This is a genomic window from Novosphingobium sp. BL-52-GroH, from assembly GCF_044813085.1.
Taxonomy (GTDB): Bacteria; Pseudomonadota; Alphaproteobacteria; order Sphingomonadales; family Sphingomonadaceae; genus Novosphingobium.
This window is the reverse complement of record NZ_CP171152.1, coordinates 1,830,087-1,851,851: the sequence shown is the minus strand read 5'-3', so window position 1 is coordinate 1,851,851 and position 21,765 is coordinate 1,830,087. Positions and strand designations below refer to the sequence as shown.

Annotated in this window: 22 protein-coding genes and 3 pseudogenes; 14 read left to right on the top strand and 11 right to left on the bottom strand. The window is 58.3% G+C overall.

Annotated features, from left to right (window positions below):
• Positions 1–79: 79 nt before the first annotated feature.
• From ACFFDA_RS21500 to ACFFDA_RS21485, 4 genes are all read left to right on the top strand, one after another.
• A complete protein-coding gene (locus tag ACFFDA_RS21500; protein ID WP_404479322.1) occupies positions 80–421 on the top strand; it encodes a hypothetical protein in 342 nt (113 codons plus the stop codon).
• On the top strand, positions 418–999 hold the full coding sequence (locus ACFFDA_RS21495) for a DUF4230 domain-containing protein (RefSeq protein ID WP_404479321.1): 582 nt from the start codon (positions 418–420) through the stop codon (positions 997–999). Before ACFFDA_RS21500 ends, ACFFDA_RS21495 begins: the two co-directional genes overlap by 4 nt.
• Positions 999–1,283, top strand: coding sequence for a hypothetical protein (locus tag ACFFDA_RS21490; protein WP_404479320.1), 285 nt, complete (start codon positions 999–1,001; stop codon positions 1,281–1,283). The genes ACFFDA_RS21495 and ACFFDA_RS21490 overlap by 1 nt, the downstream gene beginning before the upstream one ends.
• A gap of 291 nt (positions 1,284–1,574) precedes the next feature.
• Entirely contained in the window at positions 1,575–4,127 is a 2,553-nt protein-coding gene (locus ACFFDA_RS21485) for a DNA-primase RepB domain-containing protein (protein WP_404479319.1), read from the top strand.
• Between the two features lie 31 nt (positions 4,128–4,158).
• Here the strand turns inward: ACFFDA_RS21485 and ACFFDA_RS21480 are convergent, their stop codons facing one another.
• Positions 4,159–4,575 carry a LysR family transcriptional regulator gene (locus ACFFDA_RS21480; RefSeq protein WP_404479318.1) on the bottom strand — a complete coding sequence of 139 codons (417 nt, stop codon included), beginning with the start codon at positions 4,573–4,575 and terminating at the stop codon, positions 4,159–4,161.
• Positions 4,576–4,702: 127 nt separating this feature from the next.
• On the opposite strand from ACFFDA_RS21480, the gene ACFFDA_RS21475 reads away from it, so the two are divergent.
• Both ACFFDA_RS21475 and ACFFDA_RS21470 read left to right on the top strand, forming a co-directional pair.
• Positions 4,703–5,035 carry a hypothetical protein gene (locus tag ACFFDA_RS21475; protein WP_404479317.1) on the top strand — a complete coding sequence of 111 codons (333 nt, stop codon included), beginning with the start codon at positions 4,703–4,705 and terminating at the stop codon, positions 5,033–5,035.
• A 311-nt stretch (positions 5,036–5,346) separates the two neighbouring features.
• Positions 5,347–6,351, top strand: a complete 1,005-nt coding sequence (locus ACFFDA_RS21470; protein WP_404479316.1) for a tyrosine-type recombinase/integrase — start codon at positions 5,347–5,349, stop codon at positions 6,349–6,351.
• A 58-nt stretch (positions 6,352–6,409) separates the two neighbouring features.
• On the opposite strand, the gene tnpC is transcribed toward ACFFDA_RS21470, so the two are convergent.
• The 3 genes from tnpC to tnpA all read right to left on the bottom strand — a co-directional run bounded on the left by tnpC (position 6,410) and on the right by tnpA (position 8,791).
• Entirely contained in the window at positions 6,410–7,936 is a 1,527-nt protein-coding gene (tnpC, locus tag ACFFDA_RS21465) for an IS66 family transposase (RefSeq protein WP_404478319.1), read from the bottom strand.
• Positions 7,937–8,090: 154 nt separating this feature from the next.
• Positions 8,091–8,444 (bottom strand): IS66 family insertion sequence element accessory protein TnpB, encoded by a 354-nt coding sequence (gene tnpB / locus ACFFDA_RS21460; protein WP_011608149.1) that lies wholly within the window; start codon positions 8,442–8,444, stop codon positions 8,091–8,093.
• Positions 8,441–8,791 carry an IS66-like element accessory protein TnpA gene (gene tnpA / locus ACFFDA_RS21455; RefSeq protein WP_404477676.1) on the bottom strand — a complete coding sequence of 117 codons (351 nt, stop codon included), beginning with the start codon at positions 8,789–8,791 and terminating at the stop codon, positions 8,441–8,443. The genes tnpB and tnpA overlap by 4 nt, the downstream gene beginning before the upstream one ends.
• Before the next feature lie 159 nt (positions 8,792–8,950).
• Between tnpA and ACFFDA_RS21450 the strand changes: the two are divergent.
• Positions 8,951–9,100: pseudogene (locus ACFFDA_RS21450) on the top strand (tyrosine-type recombinase/integrase); the annotation flags it as partial.
• Positions 9,101–9,156: 56 nt separating this feature from the next.
• Positions 9,157–9,540 carry a hypothetical protein gene (locus tag ACFFDA_RS21445; RefSeq protein ID WP_404479315.1) on the top strand — a complete coding sequence of 128 codons (384 nt, stop codon included), beginning with the start codon at positions 9,157–9,159 and terminating at the stop codon, positions 9,538–9,540.
• A 65-nt stretch (positions 9,541–9,605) separates the two neighbouring features.
• Here the strand turns inward: ACFFDA_RS21445 and ACFFDA_RS21440 are convergent, their stop codons facing one another.
• The 3 genes from ACFFDA_RS21440 to ACFFDA_RS21430 form a co-directional block, all read right to left on the bottom strand.
• Positions 9,606–9,974: a PH domain-containing protein gene (locus ACFFDA_RS21440; RefSeq protein ID WP_404479314.1), complete on the bottom strand. Its 369-nt coding sequence runs from the start codon at positions 9,972–9,974 to the stop codon at positions 9,606–9,608.
• Between the two features lie 2 nt (positions 9,975–9,976).
• The gene (locus ACFFDA_RS21435) at positions 9,977–11,086 is read right to left on the bottom strand and encodes a hypothetical protein (protein ID WP_404479313.1); all 1,110 of its coding nucleotides are present in this window, start codon (positions 11,084–11,086) and stop codon (positions 9,977–9,979) included.
• Positions 11,087–11,206: 120 nt separating this feature from the next.
• Positions 11,207–11,602: a thermonuclease family protein gene (locus ACFFDA_RS21430; RefSeq protein WP_404479312.1), complete on the bottom strand. Its 396-nt coding sequence runs from the start codon at positions 11,600–11,602 to the stop codon at positions 11,207–11,209.
• A gap of 139 nt (positions 11,603–11,741) precedes the next feature.
• Between ACFFDA_RS21430 and ACFFDA_RS21425 the strand changes: the two genes are divergently transcribed.
• On the top strand, positions 11,742–11,954 hold the full coding sequence (locus ACFFDA_RS21425) for a DUF6771 family protein (RefSeq protein WP_404479311.1): 213 nt from the start codon (positions 11,742–11,744) through the stop codon (positions 11,952–11,954).
• Between the two features lie 249 nt (positions 11,955–12,203).
• On the opposite strand, the gene ACFFDA_RS21420 is transcribed toward ACFFDA_RS21425, so the two are convergent.
• Both ACFFDA_RS21420 and ACFFDA_RS21415 read right to left on the bottom strand, forming a co-directional pair.
• Entirely contained in the window at positions 12,204–12,944 is a 741-nt protein-coding gene (locus ACFFDA_RS21420; protein ID WP_404479310.1) for a hypothetical protein, read from the bottom strand.
• Between the two features lie 29 nt (positions 12,945–12,973).
• The gene (locus ACFFDA_RS21415) at positions 12,974–14,047 is read right to left on the bottom strand and encodes a hypothetical protein (protein WP_404479309.1); all 1,074 of its coding nucleotides are present in this window, start codon (positions 14,045–14,047) and stop codon (positions 12,974–12,976) included.
• 141 nt (positions 14,048–14,188) lie between these two features.
• Here ACFFDA_RS21415 and ACFFDA_RS21410 point away from each other — a divergent pair, with 141 nt between their 5' ends.
• Complete coding sequence (locus ACFFDA_RS21410) at positions 14,189–14,854, top strand: DUF6946 family protein (protein WP_404479308.1); 666 nt, start codon at positions 14,189–14,191, stop codon at positions 14,852–14,854.
• 367 nt (positions 14,855–15,221) lie between these two features.
• Here the strand turns inward: ACFFDA_RS21410 and ACFFDA_RS21405 are convergent, their stop codons facing one another.
• Positions 15,222–16,697: a hypothetical protein gene (locus ACFFDA_RS21405; protein WP_404479307.1), complete on the bottom strand. Its 1,476-nt coding sequence runs from the start codon at positions 16,695–16,697 to the stop codon at positions 15,222–15,224.
• 617 nt (positions 16,698–17,314) lie between these two features.
• Between ACFFDA_RS21405 and ACFFDA_RS21400 the strand changes: the two genes are divergently transcribed.
• The 4 genes and pseudogenes from ACFFDA_RS21400 to ACFFDA_RS21385 form a co-directional block, all read left to right on the top strand.
• Positions 17,315–18,697 (top strand): caspase family protein, encoded by a 1,383-nt coding sequence (locus ACFFDA_RS21400; RefSeq protein WP_404479306.1) that lies wholly within the window; start codon positions 17,315–17,317, stop codon positions 18,695–18,697.
• Positions 18,698–18,706: 9 nt separating this feature from the next.
• Complete coding sequence (locus tag ACFFDA_RS21395; RefSeq protein WP_404479305.1) at positions 18,707–19,258, top strand: hypothetical protein; 552 nt, start codon at positions 18,707–18,709, stop codon at positions 19,256–19,258.
• Positions 19,249–19,950 carry a DUF1353 domain-containing protein gene (locus ACFFDA_RS21390; RefSeq protein ID WP_404479304.1) on the top strand — a complete coding sequence of 234 codons (702 nt, stop codon included), beginning with the start codon at positions 19,249–19,251 and terminating at the stop codon, positions 19,948–19,950. The genes ACFFDA_RS21395 and ACFFDA_RS21390 overlap by 10 nt, the downstream gene beginning before the upstream one ends.
• Positions 19,951–20,436: 486 nt before the next feature.
• Positions 20,437–21,390: pseudogene (locus ACFFDA_RS21385) on the top strand (tyrosine-type recombinase/integrase); the annotation flags it as partial.
• A gap of 17 nt (positions 21,391–21,407) precedes the next feature.
• On the opposite strand, the pseudogene ACFFDA_RS21380 reads toward ACFFDA_RS21385, so the two are convergent.
• Positions 21,408–21,630 (bottom strand): annotated as a pseudogene (locus tag ACFFDA_RS21380) (helix-turn-helix domain-containing protein); the annotation flags it as partial.
• Between the last annotated feature and the right edge of the window lie 135 nt (positions 21,631–21,765).

Sequence of the window (21,765 nt, the reverse complement as noted above, 5' to 3'; positions counted from 1 at the left end):
TCACCCACATAACCAACCCGATCGAGGGGCCCCGGCATTGCGCTGCGGGCCCCTTTTTCGTGCCCGAAAAGGACGCACCATGCTTATCATCTCGACACACGGCGAACTTGCGAACGTCGTCAACACACATGCCGACGCCACGTTGCGGCATCTTCTTTCCGCCCAGGCCGAGCGCTTAGCCGACTACGACCTTTCCGAAATCGCCACGCTGGTCGTGGTCGAACCACACGACACCCTCGACGACGTGGACAATGCTCTCGGTCGCCCGCTCGCGTCCCTGCTGCCCGCCGAACTGGTGGAGCGGCAGGCCCGGTGGTTGCAGTGCGTTTTCATCATCTCGGACGACGGATTCGGGTTGGTGCTTTTCATCCCAGCTGACGCCGATCCCGCCGTGTTGGCCTTCGTCGAGGGCGAACTGTGAAGCCGGTGGTGGTCGCCGTCCTCGTCATCGGCGTCGCTTTCGGTGCGGGCTATGCCTTGAAGCCGGACCGCCTGGATGAGCAGGTTCGCCAACGGGGCTTCTTCGTCGTCGAGCGCAGGAAGACCCTGTTCGCGGCGGTGGATTCGTTGCGGGAGGAAAGCCGCCTGCAGGTTCTCGTCTATCGCGGCACTGTGAAGGTCAGGGCCTCGAAGACGTTGCTGTGGCTGTTCGACGGGGAGCAGACCCTTTGGGTTCCGGCATCTGTGCCCCTCCTGATCGACCTCGGGAACATGGTCGTGACCTTCGACGGCGGCAAGAACGTCAGGGTCAAAATTCCGGCGCCGACCTTGGGCGACATTGCCTTTCAGGTGGAAGAAGCCTTGTCGGTTCGGGGTGGCTCGCTGTCATGGAGCCAGAATCAGCGGGACGCCTTGGAGAAGGAGGCTTACGCAACCGCGCGGACGGCCTTCGTCGCCCAAGCCCAAGGCTTCCGGCCCTTCGCGGAACGGCAGGCCCGCGCAGTCATCGAACGGCAGTTGCACAAGACGCTCCCCGATCTGATCGTGGAGTTCGAGTGATGGTGGAAATCTACGACAATGAAACCCTCGCCGCATTCCGGGCGAGCAAACCCGATAGTGCCCTGGTCGCGCTGGTGGAGCGGCTGGTCGGGAGGGCGCGTGTGCATGGCCTATGGGAAGACCTGACCTGCATCGTGGTGGAGCCGGAGGGGGACCTTCTGGGCGCCGAGCCGGTCGAGTGGGACTGGCGGGTCGAGCACGGCGACTGGATCGAGCTGGGCAAGACGGCGGGCAATTCCGGATTCGCCTGGATAGCCATCGTGCCGTTCGAGCCCCTAGCGTGATCCGATGGAATTAAAGGATAAGAGCAAATTTATCTGATGCTTTGGTGAGGTCGTGCCTACGGGTGCGGCTTCGCCGGTTTTTCTTGATTTCATCGTGGCCATCGGCCAATCAGCTTCGACATCCGTGGAGTGCAATCAGCGCCGCCCTCCAACCTTGCGGACAATATGACTATTTTTAATTGGGCTCGCCATGGGCCTGACCACCGTAAACCGTTCGTCGCGGTGAAGGTGGCCCCGGCTTTCATACATATCCAGTGACGACGCGGCGCACTCTTCTGGAGTGTATTAAGCATGTCATCTCACGAGTCGGGCAGTAGCTCGAACCAGTCACCTATCAGCTCAATGCGGGCGCCCACCAGCCGGACCGCAGACGAAGGAGGCAAAGCCGGGAAGGAGGGCTCTCTCAAGACTTCCAATGAGGAATTCATCGAGAAGATCTTCGGCGAATTGCCTGATGGCGAACACACGGCGGTTTTAGCCGTTAGCGGCGATCCAGAAACCAATAAGGACTGGAGCCCGCTCGACGGGACTACTGTTGGCTCAGTCTGTCGGGCCAATACAAATAACTATTTCAACTGCGCGACCTTTAATCTGGCGGCAGATGGGACGTTGCGAGCCCGAGGCGGAAACACGGTATCGTATCGCGCTCTCGTTCTCGACGACGTCGGTAGTAAGGCGCATGCGCCGGACATTGTACCGACCTGGATTCTGGAAACCAGTCCCGGCAACTTCCAGTATGGATATGCTTTAAATCCTCCCGCCACCGACCAAGCGCTCGTCGGCGCAGTTCAAAAGCTCGTGTTCGGCGCGGGCTACGGCGACAAAGGGGCTGGCGGCGTGCCAAGGTGGGTTCGCCTACCCGTCGGGATTAACGGCAAAGAGAAGTATTACGCAGACGGCAAGCCGTTTCAATGCCGCCTAATCTCGTTCAGGCCCGAGTTGAAGTTCGATCTGGAGGAACTGGCTGGCAGCATCGTCCCGAACCAGCCGCTGCCCGCCGTCAAGACATCTATTTCGAAGGCGAGCTTTCAGCGCCCAATCGTGGAACACCGCATCAATCCGGACGTGTTCGTTCCGGCGGCTGAGCAGAATCCGGTGCTTACCGCTCTCATCGAGGAAGGCCTCTACAAGCGCGATATCGGCGACGGGCGGCATGAGGTCACTTGCCCGTGGTCCGACGAACACACGGACGGGCTCGATACTGGAGCGTGCTTCTTCGAGCCATCACCGCAATTCCCGCTGGGCGGCTACAAATGCCAGCACTCGCATGGGGACAAATACCGCCTCGGCTGGCTGCTGCAGCATCTGGATCTGGACCGTCAGGCGGTCGCCAATCTGCCAAAGATCCGCATCATTCAGGGCGAACTGGTCGCCATGGTCGAGGCAGCCACCTTCGTCCTCGCGGAAACAGGACGCTACTTCCAGAGCGGCGGGGCGATGGTGCGCATGGATCTTGATGCGTCAGGCTATAAATTCAGCCGGGTGCGTGAGGCAGACTTGCAACTCGAACTTGCGAAGTTGATCGAGTGGGAGCGATGCAACGATAAGGGGCAATGGCGCAGGAGCAATCCCGACCCACAGCTATGCCGTCAGCTGCTGCAACTCTCCACCGTGCCGTGGCTCCCTGTCATCGACCGCATCGCGTGGCAGCCGATGTTCGACGAACGTGGCGTCTTGTTGCGTGAAGGCGGCTATCATGAAGCCAGCCGGACCTACTGCGCGTTCGAGGGCGCAGATTTCGTTCTGCCGGAGGCCACACGAGAGAACGCCGACGCCGCTATGGGGAGGTTGCGAGACTTGCTCAAAGAGTTCCGGTTCGTGACCCCTGTGGATGAAGCAGCCGCCATCTGCGGCATCTTCACGGCGGTATTGCGGCCCGGTCTGGGCAGAGCTCCGGGGTTCCACTATCGCGCCCCGGCGTCGGGCTCCGGAAAATCTTACCTCAGCGACACTACCGCCAAGTGTGCGACTCCCGGCGCGGTGGCGAAAGTCAGCTATCCGCGATCGGATGAAGAGGCGACGAAGGTAGTTCTGGCTGCCCTTCGGGACAAGCCTGCGGTGCTCGACTTCGACGACATGGCGACGGACTGGCGACCGTTCGGAGCGATCAACAGGTTGCTAACGTCTCCAACCATGACGGACCGCATTCTCGGCTCCAGCGAAATGGCGACCGTCACGACCGACGTGCTGGTGCTCGGATCGGGAAACAACACCGGCCCGATGGGCGATCTTCAACGCCGGGTAATGGTTGTGAACCTCGACACGGCCTCCGAGACACCCGCGCTCGTCAGCTACAAGGGGAAGCCGCTCGACGCGGTAGTCAACAATCGTGCGGCGTACGTCGTCGATGTTCTGACGATCGTGCTCGCTTGGCAGGCCGCCGAGGAACCGCGCGCTGATGTGCCTTCGCTCGCCACTTACAATGGACGCTGGGCCGACTATTGCCGTCATACCCTGCTCTGGATGGATTTGCCTGACCCGGCAGAAGGAATGATCGCTCGACTGCGTGAAGACCCTGACGCTGCCGCTCTCGGTCGCCTACTCCGGGCGTGGCACGATCATCACAATGAAAAGCCTGTGACGATTCGCGCGTTGTTGGATGACGCGGACGGGGAGCTATCGCACGCGCTTGAAGACCTGCCGTTCGTTGAAGGCAGTGCGATCAACCGTTCCAAATTCGGCTGGTACTGCAAGCGCAACGAAAACCGGCCAGTCGGAGGTCTGCGGCTCGAAAAGGCCCCGTGCAGCGAGCGAACGGCGTGGCGCGTGGTCAGGGTCAGCGGGGCTCTCCCCCCTTCACCTGCTTCACCGGCTTCATCTGGACCGAAGCCGCGCTGGACCTGACCGACTTGGGGCGCCGTTTCGGCGGTGCCCCTTACCTTTTCAGCCGAATGTCCTTCGCCGAGCGTTTCACTGGCGCCTCTGTTGGTGTCCGAGGCGGTATCGCGCGCCATTCGGTCAAGGTCTTAATGGCGCCCTCGGCGATCGGCACGAAAGCTTTGCCGTCGTCAGTCAGACGGACCGGATGCGCGTGCAGGACTAGGATTTTGCCCAGCCACTTCTCAAGGTTGCCGATGTAGCGTGTAACGCTTGGTTGCGACGTTCCCAGTCGCCGTGCCGCCAGAGAATACGATTCGAGCGCTGCCGCCGCGATGAAAGCTTCAAGCCAAACGAGTCGCAGCTGGCCGTCGTCTTCCCTGCGCATTTGCCCTTCTCCGATCTCGATATGATCCAGCGCTCGCATCATGCAAAATTTGCATAGCCCTTGCAACGCGCTTTCGTTGAGGGTCATTCAAATTCTTGAAGTAAATATTAAAACATGGCGCAAAAATATATTCACAATCAGATTTGATGGTTTATTTATCTCGACTAGATGATCGCTCTAACAATTGAGAGTTCATGTAAAGGAGATTATAAAGATGCATATTATTTCATGCATGCCTCATGATGTTGGTGTTGGCAGAGATTCATTTAATGAATATCAGAATTATTTATCTTGTGGGTCGTTATATAGAAATTACGATTTTGCACGAGATAGGCCGACTGGCCCTAGGATGATCGTGGGATCAATCTGTGCTTGCATCGAAAGAGGTCTCTCGCGCCGCGAAGAGATTATTGCGGCTGTTTCGAAATCGAGCCGCTGCCGAACTTGGACTGTAGGCTGGGTGCTGGATGAAATGACCAGCGGACCTGGAAGCGCCTATCCCTTTGGTTTTGATGGGCAAAACTATTATCTGAACGACGACTTCTAGGGGCTCACGGCGTCGCGGCTGGCTCGGCTGCGGCGTCCCCCGGCGGTGCGAACCAAGGTGGTAAAGCCGGAAATCCGGGTCGTGCCACTCGCCGCCGTGCCTAACCTCAGGCTCTGCCCCACCGGGCATTTTAGCAAACTACTGACCGCCGGTCTGGCGGCCTCCCCACTCGACCCATCCGGCCGGGGCCGACGCGCTGTGCGCTTCGCCCGCCTGCATCCCACCGAAAGGCAAGCCATGAAGCCCAATCCCATCGCCCCCGGCTGTTCGCCGTCCCGATTTCAACATCATACCCACAAGGATATCCACATATGCCGAGAGTTAAACTCGACGCCGCATTCTGCCTCACCGCGCGTTGCGAGGCGGGCAAGAAGCGCACCGATTTCTGGGATACCTCGATTCCAGGCTTTGTTTACGAGTGTAGATCCAGCGGCAGGAACGTCTTCGTGCTGCGCTATACGAACGAATACGGTAAGCAGTCCCAGCGCACCATCGGCACGTTCGGAGACATCACTTACGATCAGGCCCGACGTGTTGCCCAGCGCTGGCGATCCGAAGTCGTCCTCGGGGAAGATCCGGCGGCCAAGAAGGCCCAGAAGAAGTCCGTGCCTACCTTCGCAACGCTGGCGCAGCAGGTCATCGAGCATAACGCCGGTTATCAGCGTAACCCAGCAAACGCTGAAAGGGTCATTCGCTGCCATCTTCTGCCTCAATGGGGAAGCAAGAGGCTGGATGAAATCAAAGCTCCCGCCATTTCAACGTGGCTGGCTCAGAAGCGTAAGGTGCTCGCCCCGGCAACCGTGGAGAAGCTGAGAGTCACTATGAACCGGATGTTCGAGCTGGCCGCCGAATGGAACATGGCTGGTGCATCTCCCAACCCGGTCCGGTCTGTTAAGCGGGTGAAGTTCAACAACCGGCGCGACAAATACCTGACCGCCGAGGAGGCGAAACGGCTGTTGGCCGCGTGTGACGCCTCTCTGTGCAAACAACTCGGTTCGATCGTCCGCCTCTTGCTCCTGACCGGGGCGCGGAAAATGGAACTGCTTCGGGCGAAATGGTCAGACGTCGATCTGGAGAGGCGCGCGTGGCACATCCCCGAAACCAAGACCGGCGTGCCCCGCTACGTCCCGTTGTCATCGGCGGCCGTCGAGGTCATCCAGGGGCTGCGTCGTTGGGACAAGTGTGACTGGCTTATCCCGAACCCGGAAACGCGTAAGCCCTACACCGACCTGAAGCGTCCATGGGACACAGCCCGCGAGAAGGCAGGCCTTCCAGATCTGAGGCTACACGACTGCCGACACTCCGGTAAGCGGTAAAAATCCCCCACGTGGCGGTGGAGCCGCCACGGCAGGTTTGGCGATGTAATTTCGGTGATCAAGCAGCGGTGGCGATGTTGCTCATTTCGAACATGGTTTGCCCGGCGTTTGTATTGACCCAGTTGTATGGGAGCAGGTCGTCGATTGGATCGGTGTCGGAGCGGCTGATGATCCGGGCGAGCACATCGGAGAGGTAGGCGTAGGGCTCGAGGTCCAGCATCTTGCAGGTTTCGACCAACGAGGCGATCGCAGCCCAGTTTTCGGCTCCGAGCTGGTGGCCAGCGAAGAGCGCATTTTTCCTCTGAAGAGTCACTGGCCTGATGGCACGTTCGGCGGAGTTGTTGTCGAGCTCGATCCGCCCGTCGTCGAGGAACCGACTGAAGCCGGCCCAACGTTTCAGCGCATATTTCATCGCGTCGCTTGTCGCCGAGCCAGCCATGACGCGGGGGCTGATGGCGGTGAACCAGGCGTGGAGCTGCTCGACCAGCGGACGGCTCCGTTCCTGCCGTACAGCGAGGCGTTCCTCGGGCGGGCGACCACGGATGTCCTTTTCGATGCCGTAGATCCTGGCGATGCGCTGCAACGCATCCTGCGCGATCGGAGCATCACTGCCCGCGTCGACAAACTTACGTCGCAGGTGCGCCCAGCAGTAGGATTTCCAGACGCCAGCATTGGCGCGGTCATCCTTGCCGAACTGGTCGTAGGCTTGCCAGGCATCGACCTGCAGGATGCCCTGGTAGGCTCCCAACAGCTGTCTGGCCCACATGGCCCCGCGGCCGGGCATATAGGTGTAGAGCGCCAGCGGCGGATCGGCACCGCCATGGGGCCGGTCGTCACAGACGATGACCCACATGTAGCCGGTTTTGGTCTTGCCGGTCCCCGGTGCGAGCACCTTGACGGTGGTTTCGTCTACGGACAGCCGTGATCGTGCAAGTGCATCCACGCGCATCCGGTCGACGATCGGCAGCAGCGCCGCAATGCCCCGGCCAACCCAGTTGGCCAGCGTGGCGCGGCTGACCTCGATGCCTTGCCGCGCGAAGATCTTCGACTGGCGGTAAAGTGGAAGGTGGTCGCAGTATTTGTTGATGAGAACATCGGCGATCAGCGCTTCGGTCGGCAAGCCGCCCGGCACTACGCGCGCCGGTGCTGGGGCCTGGTGTACGCCATCGGTACAGCACCGGCATGCATAGCGCGGCCGGATCGTGACCATGACGCGGTGCTGCGCCGGGATGATGTCGAGCCGTTCCGCACGGTCCTCGCCGATCTTGTGCAGCGCGCCGCCACAGGCGCATTCCAGGCTGTCGGGTTCGATCACCACCTCGAAGCGCGGCAGATGCGCCGGCAGCGATGCGCGCTGTGTATCGGCGGGCCGGCGTTTGCGAGGCACGAGGCCATGACGCTCGGTTTCTTCGTTTGTCTTAGCCTGCAGGCCCTGGGCTTCGCCAAGGGCCACGGCCTGGTCTTCCAGCGCCAGTGCGAGCTGATCGGCAGGAAGCTTCTCCGAACGCTTGCCGAAGGTCGTGCGGTTGATCAGCTTGAGGATATGCTCGAGCCGCGCTGCGCGGGCGCGCTCGGCCAGCAGCATCGCCTTGAGCTGCTCGACGTCGTCGGGAAGCTCGTCGTATCCGGCTTCAGGCCCGGTCGCTGCAGTGAGTTCTGGATGCGCCGCCACGCCTGCATTCTAGCGGATTTTGCCTCGCGAGGAACAGCCTTGCGCCAAGCAGAATCAGGCTTGCGGCCTACTGCGCATGAAGCGGTTTGGGCACGCGCGGCACGTGCACGCGCGACCAGTCCAACCCCTCGATCAGCGCCGAGGCTTGCGCCGCCGACAGCTTCATCACCCCGTCGCCCGGGCGTGGCCAACGGAACTTCCCATCGTGCAGGCGTTTGGTCACCAGCACCAGCCCGGTGCCGTCCCAAACCAGAAGTTTGATCCGGTCCGCCCTGCGCGCCCGGAAGATAAACAGCATGCCTGAGAAGGGATCGAGTCTGAGCTCACGCTCGACCAGCGAGGCAAGGCCCACCATCCCTTTCCTGAAGTCCACGGGCTGCGTTGCGACCAGCACCTTCAGGGGGCCAGGCGGGATGATCACGCGCTCACCCGCGCGGCCAACAACACCCGCTCGATGTGATCCGCGCTCACGTCGGGCGGAATGCGGATCAACAGCCCGCTTGCCTCGACGATGATCTGGCCGCTCACTGGTGGCACTGCCGCGCTGGACAACTCGTCAACCTTTCCGCGCTCGACCATCGCAGGCACAAAGGTCATCGCCTCTGCGCGCTCCCGCAATCCGCGTCGCCATGTGTACAACTGCTGCGGAAACATCCCGTGGCGGCGCGCCACCGCTGACACATTGGCGCCCGGCTCCAGACTTTCCGCGATGATCTGCGCCCGCGCCTCGGGCGTCCAGTGCCGCTTGCCCCGCGGGCTTTCGATCACGTCAAGCCGCTGCACCTGACCCGGGGCGTTCGTTTCGAAACATGTTTCGAAATCAGTTTCATCACTCACTGGTAACCTCGCCATTTATTGCGGCGAAACTACCAACCTCGGAGCATCTGAAAATGTGGGGGATTTTTACCGCTTACACACTCCGCTGCGTCCTTCCTTGTGAACAGCGGCGTGGACCTCTACGCGGTCGGCAAAATCCTCGGTCACGCCGATCACCAGAGTACGATGAGGTACGCCCACCTCGCCAACGATACACTGCTCGCCGCCGTTGAGGCTGGTGCGGCGAAGATGTCGATCTAACCCTACACGCCCTCGGTCCCTTGCGGATCGAGGGCTTCTTTTTTGGAGCATCGAACATGACAGAACAGAAAATCGGCGGAAAGCCGCTGGCGGAGTGGGATGCCGAATGGACCGCGCTGGAAGGTGGTCTGCGCGTCCCTCATCCTGAACTACGCGGAAAGATCGGTCTCTTCCGCACCGTCGTCAATAACACCGTCACCTACCTAGGCTGCGCCACCGAAGGCAAGGGCCGGGGCCTGCGCAAACGGCTGGCGGACTTCGTGCGCCCCAGCGAGAACGGGCGGCGGCATCACGCCGGAAAACTGATCTACCAGCACCGTGACCAAGTGCAGGTCGAGGTGCTCATCGTGGGGGAAGACTACCGCGCCGGTATCATTGCAACTCAACTAAAGACCGCGCTACTGGCGCAAGGCCGTCCCGCGTGGAACGTGCCTCTTTGACCTTTCCCGCCCCCGGCTCCTGTATGGGGGCTGGGGGCATCTTCTCGACCGACCTATTTTTTTTTTTACAGAACGAACGCTCCGATCACTTTCGCGATTTCCACGATGTTTGTCTTGCCGGTGAAATCGAACTTCACCTTGCCGAGCCCCGAGAAATACAGCTCCAGCTCCGCGTCGAGGTCGAGCGTACCGGCCGTCTCAACCGAGAACGCTACGATCTTGCTGTAAGGCAGGGATGTGAAATCGCGCTTCTTGCCGGTGATCCCCTGGACGTTGACGGCGATGACCCGCTTGTCGGTGAAGACCACGCCGTCGCGCATCGCGCGGAACGAGTTCAAAACGCTTTCGCCGGGGATCAGAAGGTCCGCCACCATAGAGGCGTACTCGCCGCTCTGCTTCAGCTTGAAGAACGTGCCGTTTTTGAAATCGATCATGGTCAGTTCGCCACCGCCACAAGCCCACCGATCGAAGCGGGATCAGCCGGAACAACGTTGCCGGTCCAAGGGTCGATCTTAGATGCCCACGGCGCGGCTTTCATTGGCACCTCGACCAGACCGCCCGGAAGCATCCTCGGCGCCGGGGCGGTGTACGTGACTTGAACAGGGTCGGGCTTCGGAGGAGCAACGTAGCTAGAAGTTGCGGTAGGCTGAACCGCCGAAGCTATGACGTCTCGTGCCGGTCGCCTCGCAGAGGCTTGCACAATCTGGGGCGGAACTACGGATTGAGGTGATTCCTGCAGGACCGCAGGCGTGGGCTTCTGACGCTGCGGTAGCGGCTGGAACGGCATCGGGGTGAATGCTGGAGCGGGGGTGCCGGACTTCGCGATTTGGAATGCAAAGCGATAGTCCTCGCCGTTCCAGTTGACCGTGATGTTGACCGGTTGCGGAAGGCTTGAGGACTTCAATTTAGCTAGAATGATCTTCCCAGCATAGCTATCGCGAGGAGCAACAGTGGTCATCTGCACGATTTCGTTACCCAGCTTTGCTCGCGTATCGTCGAGTTGCGCTCTCATCTGCATGAGTGCATCGGTGGTTTGATCCTGAAGTCGGGCCGATTGAATCTGACCGGCCACACTGGGCGCAGAGAACGTCGCGTAAGACGATCCCCACCGCGAATGATAGCTGCTGCGATACACGTCACGTTGGCTGGCGGCTGCCGCCGAACCAAGGCTACCAAGGAACGCAACACCGAGTTGCGACCAGGTGTTACGCGACTTGGCTTTCGACATCAGTTCATCGACGTTGAAGATGCCGACGGGCTGCGAGCCGACCTGCACAGATACGTTGGTGATGTCGAAGTTGGCGGGCACGTCCCCGGCGTTGATGACGACTACTTCGAAGACGTAGCTGCCGTGGTCCTTGCCCAGCGGGACGATTTGCACGGCGCCGCGCGACTGCACAAGATCAAGGGTCGGCACGCCCTTGTCGTAGCGGATGCTTTCATTGCCAAGTTGCACTGCCTGAACGACCGGCTCGCCTGCGTAAGCAAGGGCGGGCATCGAAACAGAAAGCGCGATCGCTGCAAGCGTCAGGCTAGGGCGGTTCATGACAGTCTCCGTGATTTCGGAGCGACTGATGCATTGGTGCGCCGCAACAACTGCCAAAATTATGTGGTTAACATCTTGCTATGTTGCGCGATTGATGATTAAAATTTTGAAATCCGCAGATCAGAGCCACGGCCGCGCCAGCGATCGAGCTATCAGGTGCTCCCCGGCGTCCTGTCCGTTGACCGCCACGGTCGCCAAGGTTCGGTGATATTTGTCTGTTCCGCTCCGGGCGATTGTCACGGTGCCGCTGGCAAGGAACACGGCCAGTTCATCCCGGCTCTGCTCGGCAAGGCCGAAATCGCACCAGCCACCGCGACGGCACTTTGGGCTTCCACGCATTTCCGGCGCGTCAATGTTGGAAATTCGTATCCGTTCGCCGTCACAGGTGCGGATGGTGTCGCCGTCATGGACATTGGCGATGCAGGCAGAAGCATTAGGCCGGGAAGTCGCATTGCCGCCCAGCATGGTATGAGCAGCCCAGCCCAAAGACCCGCCAACCGCGATGACAAAGACCATGGACGTTGCCTGCTGTCGCCATGAACGGCGCTTGCGGCGGGGAAATTTGATGACGTGACTCCGCATGCGAATGAAGATGGTGTCGATCGGCCTTACAACCCGTTAACGCGGTTGCCTATGTTCTTTATACGTTCTTTATATGTTCTATTTTTGGTGCATGGAAGATTCGCGCACCACAAACCACCTGATTGCGGACTTGATCCAATCGGCTCCCGCTTGGGTCAGGGTCGGCAGCACTGCTCCAACCTCCCGTGTTCGGAAGGACGCCATAGCGAGCCTTGCGGAGCATGTAGCGGCTGGACTGGCGCAGGCAAAGCGGCACGACCATGAGCAGATGCGCCTGCCCTTGTGACCACTGCGCCCGGCATTCTATCGACCCCACGGCACATACTGCCGATAATTCATATGCTTAATGCGTCCTTCTCGCCGCCGTGACCGTAGTTCCCCTGCATCAACCCCATGTGATGCAAATTCAGACGGAAGTTCATTCCACTGAGGCGTGCGGGCGCGGTGGAACAGGAGCTATCGCGTCCGCATGTCCCACTATCAACTTTGATCCTACAAACTCATGCGGTTGATAAAGTCCTTTTGGGAAATCCGTTTACCGCCAGCGTGGTTCGGACTTGTAGGCCATCTCAGAAACGGTTTTCGTAGCGTCGGCCCGTCGCGTGTAGCTCCCGATGAAATCGCCTTTGACGTCATCGAGAGATTCAACACGGGACAGTTCCAGCCGTCGCGATGGCTGTGGCTCCAGCCGGTAGGTTCGGCCATTGAAGCGGCAGTGAAGCGTTGTCGATGCACCAATGGCGGTCCATTTACAATCGGCACCCGAAAGCAACCTCTCCTCAGCCGCTTTACGCTGTTCTTCCACGGAGCGGCGGTGTGCTTCCTGCTGAGCTAGACGCCGGGCTTCCTTGTCTTGTTCCACGAACGTCTCAATCGCGCCAACTATCGCAGGCATATCCGTGCCTTCGGCGCGTTCACGCTTGTAAATTTCGAGGCAACCCTCCTGTTGCCGGTCGTCGGGCCAGTCGGCGTAGTCTTCCTCGTTGAAAGCGCGGAGCCGTTCCACCACGTCGGTTTGCGTAAGCGATGGTCCCGGCATGGCATTTAGATAAGCGCGAAAGTCATCAAGAGGGATCCAGCAGAAAGCAGCCACCTTTGCGATAGCTTCGCGCTCCTTGGTCCATTTTGTCCAGGTCGGGTTGTGGTGCACGATCTCTTTCAGGATCTTGGCACTGATGGCTTGGATGAAGTGGGGGTCACGCAGATGGCGTAACGATGGGCTTCGCACATAGTCTGCAACCAGTCGCGCGATGCGATACAGGCGATCGTCATTCATGACGTAACGGTGTGATTAGCTTTCCGAGACTATCGGCTGCCAGCCACAGACGCGAAACCGTGTTTGACCATAGATACTAAGTCCGTCCTCACAACCTGAGGAGTAAGCGGCTTGCCGGAAGGGCGACTCCATCTCACCCGTAATAAATGATCGTAAAAGGCGTCGGCGTCCATTGCACCAGTCTTCAGTAATTCTTGCCAAAAATCGTGGATCGGTCGATAGCTAAAACTTCCTGGCGGGCGCTGCGCGGCCGTAAACATCCGTTTGTCGTTCGTGCGCGTCCGGTCAGGCGCTAAAGTTTTCTCAATATTAGCGGGCGCCTTTGCCTCCGCTGGAGGCCCCGTGACTGGATTCGGCGAGTTCAGCGAAGAGGGCGCGCAGGATACGACTGAACCAAGAAACTGAGGCCCCAGGTTGTTTCTGAGAGCGGCGACCACCTTCGACCAGGTCGGCAGGTGTCCGAATTGGGAGGGGTGGCCAAGCGTCAGGATTGTGACGCGACGGTTCAGCACGGACATCCACGCGGTTTCCCGGCGGAAGAAGGTATTGAGGGCGCCACGGCGCTCGCCTACGATCCGCTGGTCGACATCCTCGCGCACATCCCTGCATTGATGGCGTAGGATCAAGTCTCTTGCGCCAACCCCTTCCATGATCAAAACGTCAGGACTTACTGCTGCGATCATTTCTCCGAGGAACGGTGCACACAGCGCCGCGTTCTGCCGCAACTCAGTTGAAGAGAAATCGTCCGTCCCCACCGCTCGCTGGAAAAAACAGTTAGTTTTTGGTATGCCACGGAGTTGGTCGGCGCTGACTGCCTCGAACGCGTACATCAGCGCGGGGCGCATCACCGCTGCGATTCGATAATCCATATCGACATATTCGTGTGCATCGTCCTCGTAGAATGTTTGGCTTGCGAGTTGATGGCTGCCATCGCGGCGGCCGCCTGGCTTGATCCCGATGACCATGACACGCGACGGCACCACTCGTGAGTAGAAGATGCTGTAGTCTCGCCGGTCTGAAAGACCTGATACGGCCTGAAACCGAGCGTCGAGATCATGCATGAATACGGTAGTTGCGTCGCCAGACATGATCTTGTCGTCCAATACCTACGTTAACCAGCATGTTACTGCAAACTATCCTGACCCGAGGCAACTTACGGAAAAACTGGACCTCTATTACCCAGCTGTAATGGACCAAGAGCAAACCAAGATTGTGGCTCCTTCTCGCCGCACTATGAGGGACAGATGGCAATCCTCATCCCTTCCGGCGGCCCGGACGCATGGCGCCAGCTCCTAGCTAAACCCGATCTGCATTGGGCATCTGGGTACAGCGCGCAGACGCTCGCCTACGCATGGGAAGCGGCCAACGGTTTTCCACCCGAGGTGGCCATCATCATTGAGCAAGCTTTCGGGCCCACCGAAGTCCTGTTTGCGTTACCGGAGCACAAGACAATGCTTCCGGGCGGCCGTCGAGCCAGCCAGTCAGACGTTTTCGTCATAGCCCGGCACACCGGCGGCTTGGTGGCTTGTACGATCGAGGGGAAGGTCGACGAACCGTTTGGACCGACCGTAATGCAACAGATGGTAGATGCGACGCCCGGGCGGACAGAGCGACTCGGCTACTTGTGCGGTCTGCTTGGCATCCAAGAGTGCCCGCCTGACGTGCACTACCAGCTTCTGCACCGGACGGCTTCCGCCTTAATAGAAGCCGAGCGACTTCACGCGAAAGACGCAGCGATGATCGTGCACTCCTTCTCACCCGAAAATCGGTGGTATGAAGCCTTTGAACAATTTGCCCACGTTCTTGGCGTCTCCGTACAACTCGGCGAGGGTGCCAGCATAAATGTACCGAGCGGCCGGCGGTTGGTGATCGGATGGGCCTGTGGCGACCAAGCTTTCCGCTCAGCGTAGGCGACGGGCCAACTGAGATCCAGCGCGCTGATAACGCCCCTTATGTGAATTACGGCTCGAGCCCTGTGGATTGGCCGATATGCGCCCATCTACGCCGTTCAATTTAAAAAGCGGCGGGTCCATGACCGGTCAGTCCGCTTGCGACCGAGGCTTGGACATTTCTGCCGTTCCGAGGTGATGTGTTGAATGGCAGGTCCTATCGCAAGCCGATGCCGGCGGCGGGACTGGCGCAGCGGATTGACGCGGCGGGACTCGCGCAGATCCGCACCGTCGAGGGCGCGCTCACGGAGTTTGCAATGGCGATCTGCCTACTAACGCCGGAGGCCGGCTGATCGGTCATGCGCGCGGCGGTTCTAGTCGCCCGCTTTCAAGGCGAGCGCAGGCTGGCGCGAAAGGGATTGCGGATACGGTGGCGCACTGCACTGGCCTCGAGCTCGCGCGGGTCCGTCATTTCGAACAGCGCGCGGTTGGCCTCGAAGGTCTCGATCTCCTCTGGCGTCCAGTCCGGCGGCGGCATCGCCATGACGTCCTCCGAGCGAGTGCGGATTTCGCCGTCTTTTAGATAGATGTCGAACGCCATGCCGACCACCGTGTCGAGCTTTGGCTGCTCGCGGAACAGCGAGTAGCAATAGGTCTGGAGCATGCTGCTACGATAGGCGCGATATTCCTCGTAAGTGCCGGCGCCCTTCTCCTGCGGCAGGATCAGGAACAGATAGCCGATGCGCTGCATTGGGAAGCGGCGAGTCACAAAGGTTCGCCTAACGAACCGCGCCATATCCTCGCCGACACATCGCTCCATCGCGCCCCATAGTGCATGGGCGAGCGAGACGCGTTTCATTCTGGGTTCGGCGGCAACGACGCGCAGCGCCGCTTCGGACAGCGCGACGCTCGGTTCATAGTTGAGTATCGAAATCGACGTGCCCTTGAGTACATCTTCCGCGATCATCTCGATCACTTCATCCCACAGCATCGACTTTTTTTTGAGCGCGGCGAGCTCGGCGTAGAGCTGCGAGGAGACATAGGTCTCATACTCGCCCTCGGGGATGGCAAGTTGCGCGCGCCGTGTGCGCTTGCGCATCTTCTCAGGCACAAATCCGGGCCGGCCATCCTTGAAGCCGTTCATCATGTAGGCCGCAAGCAAATGTTCTTCACCAGCGGCGAGGCTCAGTTTGCCCGAGCGCAAAATCTTCGCGCGGGCGACAAGATAGGTGGTGAGGTCTGCGACAGTGTCGAGCTCGCTCATCACGACCTCAAGCCCGATCGGATCGAACACATGGACAAAGGTGCCGCCCGGATTGACGTCGCCGACCATGAACGGGCGAAACCCATCGCGCGCGGTGTCTACATGTGCCGCGCCGGTGAGCGACGGGATGATCATCAGCGATCCTCGCGGGTCCGGGAAATAGCGGCGTGCCGCTGCTTCGGCACCGCTGACCACCGCGACCAAATGCGTGATGCGTTCGGCTTTGGCCGGCAGCGGCACCGGCAGCGTCTGGGTGCAATGCTTATCGGTGAACACCCGATCGGGATGGAGATCGAGCCAGCGTTCAGCGCCATTTAGTTGCGCCACCGCGCCGTCGATCGCCCGCCGATACCAGCGCGACCAGGCGAGTTCGATCGGCTTGTCCTCCTGCCACGTGATTGCCTTGTCGCTGAACAACACAACATGGCGCTCGAACACCGCGAGTACATCGGCGATCTCCTGCCCGCCGCCGCACGCGGTCTTGGTGCGGTCATTGAATGTGTTGGGATAGGACCAAAGTCGCAAAAATGCGCGATCGGCGAATTTCGCCAGCCGCTGCTCCGAGGGCGTCAGCCCTTCGCCCCGAATGATCGGTTTCATGGGAGGTTCGTCACGGTCGGATTCGGGATTAGCATTCCGCCGTGTAACAGAAGGTCGCGTTTGAGGTCACTCGATAGGTTGGCGATTAGTGATCTTGTCCGCTTTAAGACGATCAAGAGGCCGCTATAACCGACATGAGGCGCCTTCTTGACGGTCTGCATTGCAGCGATCCATGGGCAGCATCTGTCAGGAGCAGACGTTCGCGGCACCTACCTTAAACGACCGGGTCTGGTCGCAAGCTGCCTGCGTGTGAGCGTCGGCTATCCTCTCAATTCAGCTCCGATCCGGACATTCGTCTACCGGCCATTAGCGATAGATAACGCGGTTTTTGTTAAACATTTGAATATGTTCTCCCGGCCTTTGACAAGCCGGCACCGCAATTCGCGTTAATTATAGCCATCGCTTTTTTTGACTGAAAACGTCGAAAACTTCAACAGATCTAAACAGTGCTGTTCTCTAGACGTTTATGGCAACTTCGATTTATAATCCCGCTCCTCGGCGAAATTTCGACTCGAGTGTTTATACCGGACGTAATCTCGATGATTGGCTCTCGTAAACATCATCCGAATTTATTCATTTCCAAGTTATTCAAATGTATATGCGCGGCGATACTCGCAGTGGCCGTCGCACTGATCGCCACCTGTTCCTTCTCGGCTCTTGCGCAACCAAGCATTCCGAAGGTGGCCTTGGTGATTGCAAATAGCAACTACGATGAAAAAAATTGGACTCGGCTTAATAACCCGGTCAATGACGCACGGCTAATAAATGACAAGTTAAAACAACTTGGATTTATGTTGTTACCTGCAGCGGTAAATCTAAATAGATCATCGCTGCTAGAACGTCTCAGCGACTTTCGTAATGCCGTTAAAGACCTTCCTGACGGATCTGTTGCTCTGATTTACTACTCTGGCCACGGCTTGCAAGTCGACGGTGAGAATTTTTTAATTCCAATCGGGGCTTTGCAGCCCTCTCGCGCCGATAGTTTAAATGCGGCCGATCGCGAACGCTGGCTTAGCGAGGAGTACGTGCCCGCCAGCGCGCTACTAAAAAGCTTCAGCGATGCGAGAATGGAAAGACGAAATGTTGCAAACGTCCTTATTCTTGACGCTTGCCGCAGCAACCCTTGGGAAACTCGAACTCGCTCTAGCGGCAAAGCAAAGGGTCTCGCAGACCTGCCAAATTTCGCTAACACTCTTGTGGCTTTTGCCGCAGCGCCAGGAACTATCGCCGACGATGGCGGAGCCGGAAACTCTCCCTACGCTTCGGTTCTTGCTACAGTGCTCGCAAGCTCCCACTTGCCATTGGAGCTTTTATTTAACCGCGTAACTAGCGGAGTCCTCGATCTTACCGACGGAAGGCAGCGGCCGGATTATCGCGTCGGGCTTTCGGGGGTGTTTTGCCTATCTGAATGCACTCAAAATGACGCTAGTTTTCGGCCGCAGTTGGTCGTGCCTCCAAGCTCTCCGCAAGACGTAAATCACTGCGAGCTCTGCCCGCAGATGATTAATCTCAGTCTGATGGGAAAAAAAATTTCGGTCAGTAAGTCGCAAATAACAGTGGGTCTGTGGAAAGCGTGCGTCAGTGACATAAATTGCCCCGACAATAATGAATCGGCTGACGACAACAATCCTGTCACAAAGGTTTCTTTCAAAGATACCGAGGCGTTTGTAAAATGGCTTAATAGTAAAACTGGCAAGAGGTTTCGACTAATTACGTCCGAGGAGTGGGATGCGATTGTAAGATTGCTGCCAAATACAGAAGTATCATTTTCGAAAAGACTGCGAGCAGCTTCAACATACCCGCCCAATCTCTTTAAAGAAGGATACATCGGTCAAGTTGTTGAATGGACAAGTACCTGTGGCACAGCAGGAGGTTGCGCCAATCATATAGCGAGAGGATCTATGCATTCTGACAGCTCGACTAAACTGTCTGACGTATATGAGTTCAGCAATCAATCCAAAGGATCGTCGCTTGGATTCAGAGTGGTGTTGCAGCCATAGGAGATGAAAATGAAATATACTAAACGGTTTGTTTCGCTTTCCATCGTTATTGCATTATCATTTGAAGTTCCGACAGCTTTTGCGGCCCCGAGGCATCCAATTAACAGATGGTTTTGTTCTGTGTTGAAGGCGCCGTTTGAACCCGCTGCGGCCATCAATAGCTTTCCACTCGAAAAATTACCTGAGGGCAGTGAGAGTCGTGAAACTAAAGGGGAGGGCGACGATAAAAATACATGGGTCGAGTTTGAGTCTGTCGGCGACAAATATGAGGTAAATTATAGGTATGCGTTCAACGAAGCCGATGTGACCGATAGATATGGCTTTAGTTTATCAGTTAGGCCGGTAGATTTCGATGCGGATGATTTTGCCGCGAGTTCCTGGCTAAGGGAGTTTGGAAAAGCTGAAGAGACAATACTAGGAAGCATGGTGCCCATAAAAAAGTCAAAATACGGGGTACAGCCAGATTTCTATTTTGATGCCTGGCGCTCACCGGGAGCCCGATATGGTGCCAATTGGGGTTCTTCATCTGATTTGAGTTCTGCGGCAGGAGCATGCAAATGAGAGACCGGAGATCAAAGCGTTGGCTCGTTATGCTGTTTACGGGCGTTGTTTTCAGTTCAGGAATCGTGACATTCACGTCAAAAGCCTTCGCAGCTCCGACTTGCGCTCCGTCATTTCTCGGCAGATTAGTATTGGAGCCACAGAGCGACGGTCGTGTTATGAAATTGGTGCAACCCTATGTATTCCGGGACTCAAAATGTCGTAGCTGGACAGTACCAAAGGGAGCCCTTGTAGACGGAGCGTCGATACCAACAGCGCTTTGGTCAATAGTTGGTGGACCCTTTGAAGGCCTGTACCGCAATGCATCTGTTATACACGACTGGTATTGTATAACTCGAACGAGGTCCTGGCGGGAAGTACACCAGATGTTTTTTGAAGCTATGCTTACTTCTAAGGTTCAACGGACTAAGGCTCAAATACTTTTTGGGGGTGTCTATTTGGGCGGGCCGAGATGGGATGCGATTACCACTGCGAACGCAAGACTTGCGTCTCAGGTGGGGGGCAAGGGCATGTCAAATGCTTCGCCGGCAGAACGGGCGGCAAAGATCCGCAAGTTGACGAACGAGAGTGTTTTCTCGCTGCACGTTGAAAAGCTGACGGACGCTCGGTTGGAACGATTAACTGAATTGGTTGGCAGCGAACCGATGTCTGTCGAGGGAATAGAGGAGGCGGCCGATAAGCTCTCGCAGTAAATTGATCTGACGGACCTCGTAAGCAGGACGAGCAAAGAGGATTTGCGTTACTGAACGTCAGGTCCGTACGCGCCGTCAGAACGCCTCTCGTTCTGACCAGCCGGGTTTTGACCGGGTCGGAGGCCTAACCTTGACTGAGCCAAAGTGCGTTGAGTAGGGAGACGCCCAGTTCGGGTTTCGGCACAATCTGGGTTTCACTTGGGGAACCCGAAACACCAGACAAATCCTGGCATCATGACCCTCGGAAACCCTAGATTTCTGCCGTTCTATCGCTCGTGTTCGTAATGATGGGGTCACAGGTTCGAATCCTGTAAGCGGCACCAGGGTACCCCCTTGTCAAGCGATTTCTCGCTCGAAAAATCCCCGAAAATCAGGCATAATAAGCATCGGCTTTCCGGTGACGTCCCCCCTCGTCCAGCTCCGTCCGGATGATTTGGGGGCCCCGAATCGGGGGCCTTTTCGACAACTGACAGTCGAGGCCCCCAGATGCTTACCACGATCCAGATCAACGCCCTTAAACCCAAGGAAAAAGCCTACAAAGTTGCGGATGGCAAGGGGCTGTACCTGCTCGTTTCCCCATCCGGCTCGCTACTCTGGCGCGTGAAGTTTCGTTTCCACGGCATCGAGAAGAAGATCGCGCTAGGGCGCTATCCTGACCTCTCCCTCAAGGAGGCGCGGCTCAAGCGGGACGAAGCGCGTGAGCAGCTGGCGCAGGGCATGGATCCCGTGGCCGTTCGCCTGCAGGCCAAGATAGAAGCGGAGCTTGCGGCTCGCACGACCTTCAGGGTTGTCGCCGACGAATTCATCGAGAAGATGGAACGAGAGGGTAAAGCACCACCGACCCTCAAGAAGACGCGGTGGCTCCGGGATCTTCTGGATCCGGCAATCGGGCACCGGCCTGTCGCGGAGATCACGGCGCACGAACTTCTCAAGGCCCTTCAGAAGCTCGAGCGAAAGGGCCACCATGAATCCGCCCTACGCGTTCGCTCCTTCGCAGGTCGCATTTTTCGCTACGCGGTGGCGACCTTGCGCGCACAGCACAACCCGGCCGACATCCTGCGCGGCGCCCTTATTACGCCAAAGGTGAAGCATCATGCGGCCATATTGGAACCGGCAAAGGTTGGGGAATTGCTGCGTGCAATCGATGGTTATGGCGGCAAAGTGGAAACGCGAGTTGCGCTCCAGTTGATCCCGCACGTCTACCTTCGCCCAGGTGAACTGCGAAAGGCGGAATGGGCCGAGATAGACTTCGATGCCGCCGTCTGGCGCGTACCCGCCGAGAGGATGAAGATGCGCCAGATGCATACCGTGCCTCTTTCGACCCAAGCGCTGGCCTTGCTCAAGTATCTTCGCTCGCTCGGGAATCCCGGAACCTTCCTCTTTCCCGCCAACAAAACCTGGCTCAAGCCGATCTGCGAGAACACGTTGAACGTCGGACTGCGCCGCCTGGGCTTGCCGTCGAGGAGCCCGTCTGGATCTCGATCATTGAACCGCACAACCCAGTCCGCACGATTTGCAGCGACACCCCGCCGACCTGCGCCGCATCGCTGCGGCTCCTGCCATCATAAATCTCCGCCAAGGCCAGCAGCCGGCGCCCCTGGTTTGCCCTTTGGTCGTCCGCGCCAGTCGCCTCAAACCCGCCGAATCAAAGTCGTTCCGCCATCCGATTGCTGCACCCATCGACATGCGCTCCAACCGGCAATCATTGAGTCAGAGTTTCGACGATTTGGGAATCCCGCACGTGAGACAGCATCACATAGGGTCGGTATCAGGACGCCAGGGCGGAAACTCCCTTGCCGGAGGCTCACCGCGGAT

Excerpts from the sequence above, each read along its gene's own strand:
- ACFFDA_RS21500 (WP_404479322.1), top strand. The coding sequence starts at position 80 with ATGCTTATCATCTCGACACACGGCGAACTTGCGAACGTCGTCAACACA.
- ACFFDA_RS21490 (WP_404479320.1), top strand. The coding sequence starts at position 999 with ATGGTGGAAATCTACGACAATGAAACCCTCGCCGCATTCCGGGCGAGC.
- ACFFDA_RS21485 (WP_404479319.1), top strand. The coding sequence starts at position 1,575 with ATGTCATCTCACGAGTCGGGCAGTAGCTCGAACCAGTCACCTATCAGC.
- ACFFDA_RS21480 (WP_404479318.1), bottom strand. The coding sequence starts at position 4,575 with ATGACCCTCAACGAAAGCGCGTTGCAAGGGCTATGCAAATTTTGCATG.
- ACFFDA_RS21475 (WP_404479317.1), top strand. The coding sequence starts at position 4,703 with ATGCATATTATTTCATGCATGCCTCATGATGTTGGTGTTGGCAGAGAT.
- ACFFDA_RS21470 (WP_404479316.1), top strand. The coding sequence starts at position 5,347 with ATGCCGAGAGTTAAACTCGACGCCGCATTCTGCCTCACCGCGCGTTGC.
- tnpC (WP_404478319.1), bottom strand. The coding sequence starts at position 7,936 with ATGCTGCTGGCCGAGCGCGCCCGCGCAGCGCGGCTCGAGCATATCCTC.
- ACFFDA_RS21445 (WP_404479315.1), top strand. The coding sequence starts at position 9,157 with ATGACAGAACAGAAAATCGGCGGAAAGCCGCTGGCGGAGTGGGATGCC.
- ACFFDA_RS21440 (WP_404479314.1), bottom strand. The coding sequence starts at position 9,974 with ATGATCGATTTCAAAAACGGCACGTTCTTCAAGCTGAAGCAGAGCGGC.
- ACFFDA_RS21435 (WP_404479313.1), bottom strand. The coding sequence starts at position 11,086 with ATGAACCGCCCTAGCCTGACGCTTGCAGCGATCGCGCTTTCTGTTTCG.
- ACFFDA_RS21430 (WP_404479312.1), bottom strand. The coding sequence starts at position 11,602 with ATGGTCTTTGTCATCGCGGTTGGCGGGTCTTTGGGCTGGGCTGCTCAT.
- ACFFDA_RS21425 (WP_404479311.1), top strand. The coding sequence starts at position 11,742 with ATGTTCTATTTTTGGTGCATGGAAGATTCGCGCACCACAAACCACCTG.
- ACFFDA_RS21420 (WP_404479310.1), bottom strand. The coding sequence starts at position 12,944 with ATGAATGACGATCGCCTGTATCGCATCGCGCGACTGGTTGCAGACTAT.
- ACFFDA_RS21410 (WP_404479308.1), top strand. The coding sequence starts at position 14,189 with ATGGCAATCCTCATCCCTTCCGGCGGCCCGGACGCATGGCGCCAGCTC.
- ACFFDA_RS21405 (WP_404479307.1), bottom strand. The coding sequence starts at position 16,697 with ATGAAACCGATCATTCGGGGCGAAGGGCTGACGCCCTCGGAGCAGCGG.
- ACFFDA_RS21395 (WP_404479305.1), top strand. The coding sequence starts at position 18,707 with ATGAAATATACTAAACGGTTTGTTTCGCTTTCCATCGTTATTGCATTA.
- ACFFDA_RS21390 (WP_404479304.1), top strand. The coding sequence starts at position 19,249 with ATGCAAATGAGAGACCGGAGATCAAAGCGTTGGCTCGTTATGCTGTTT.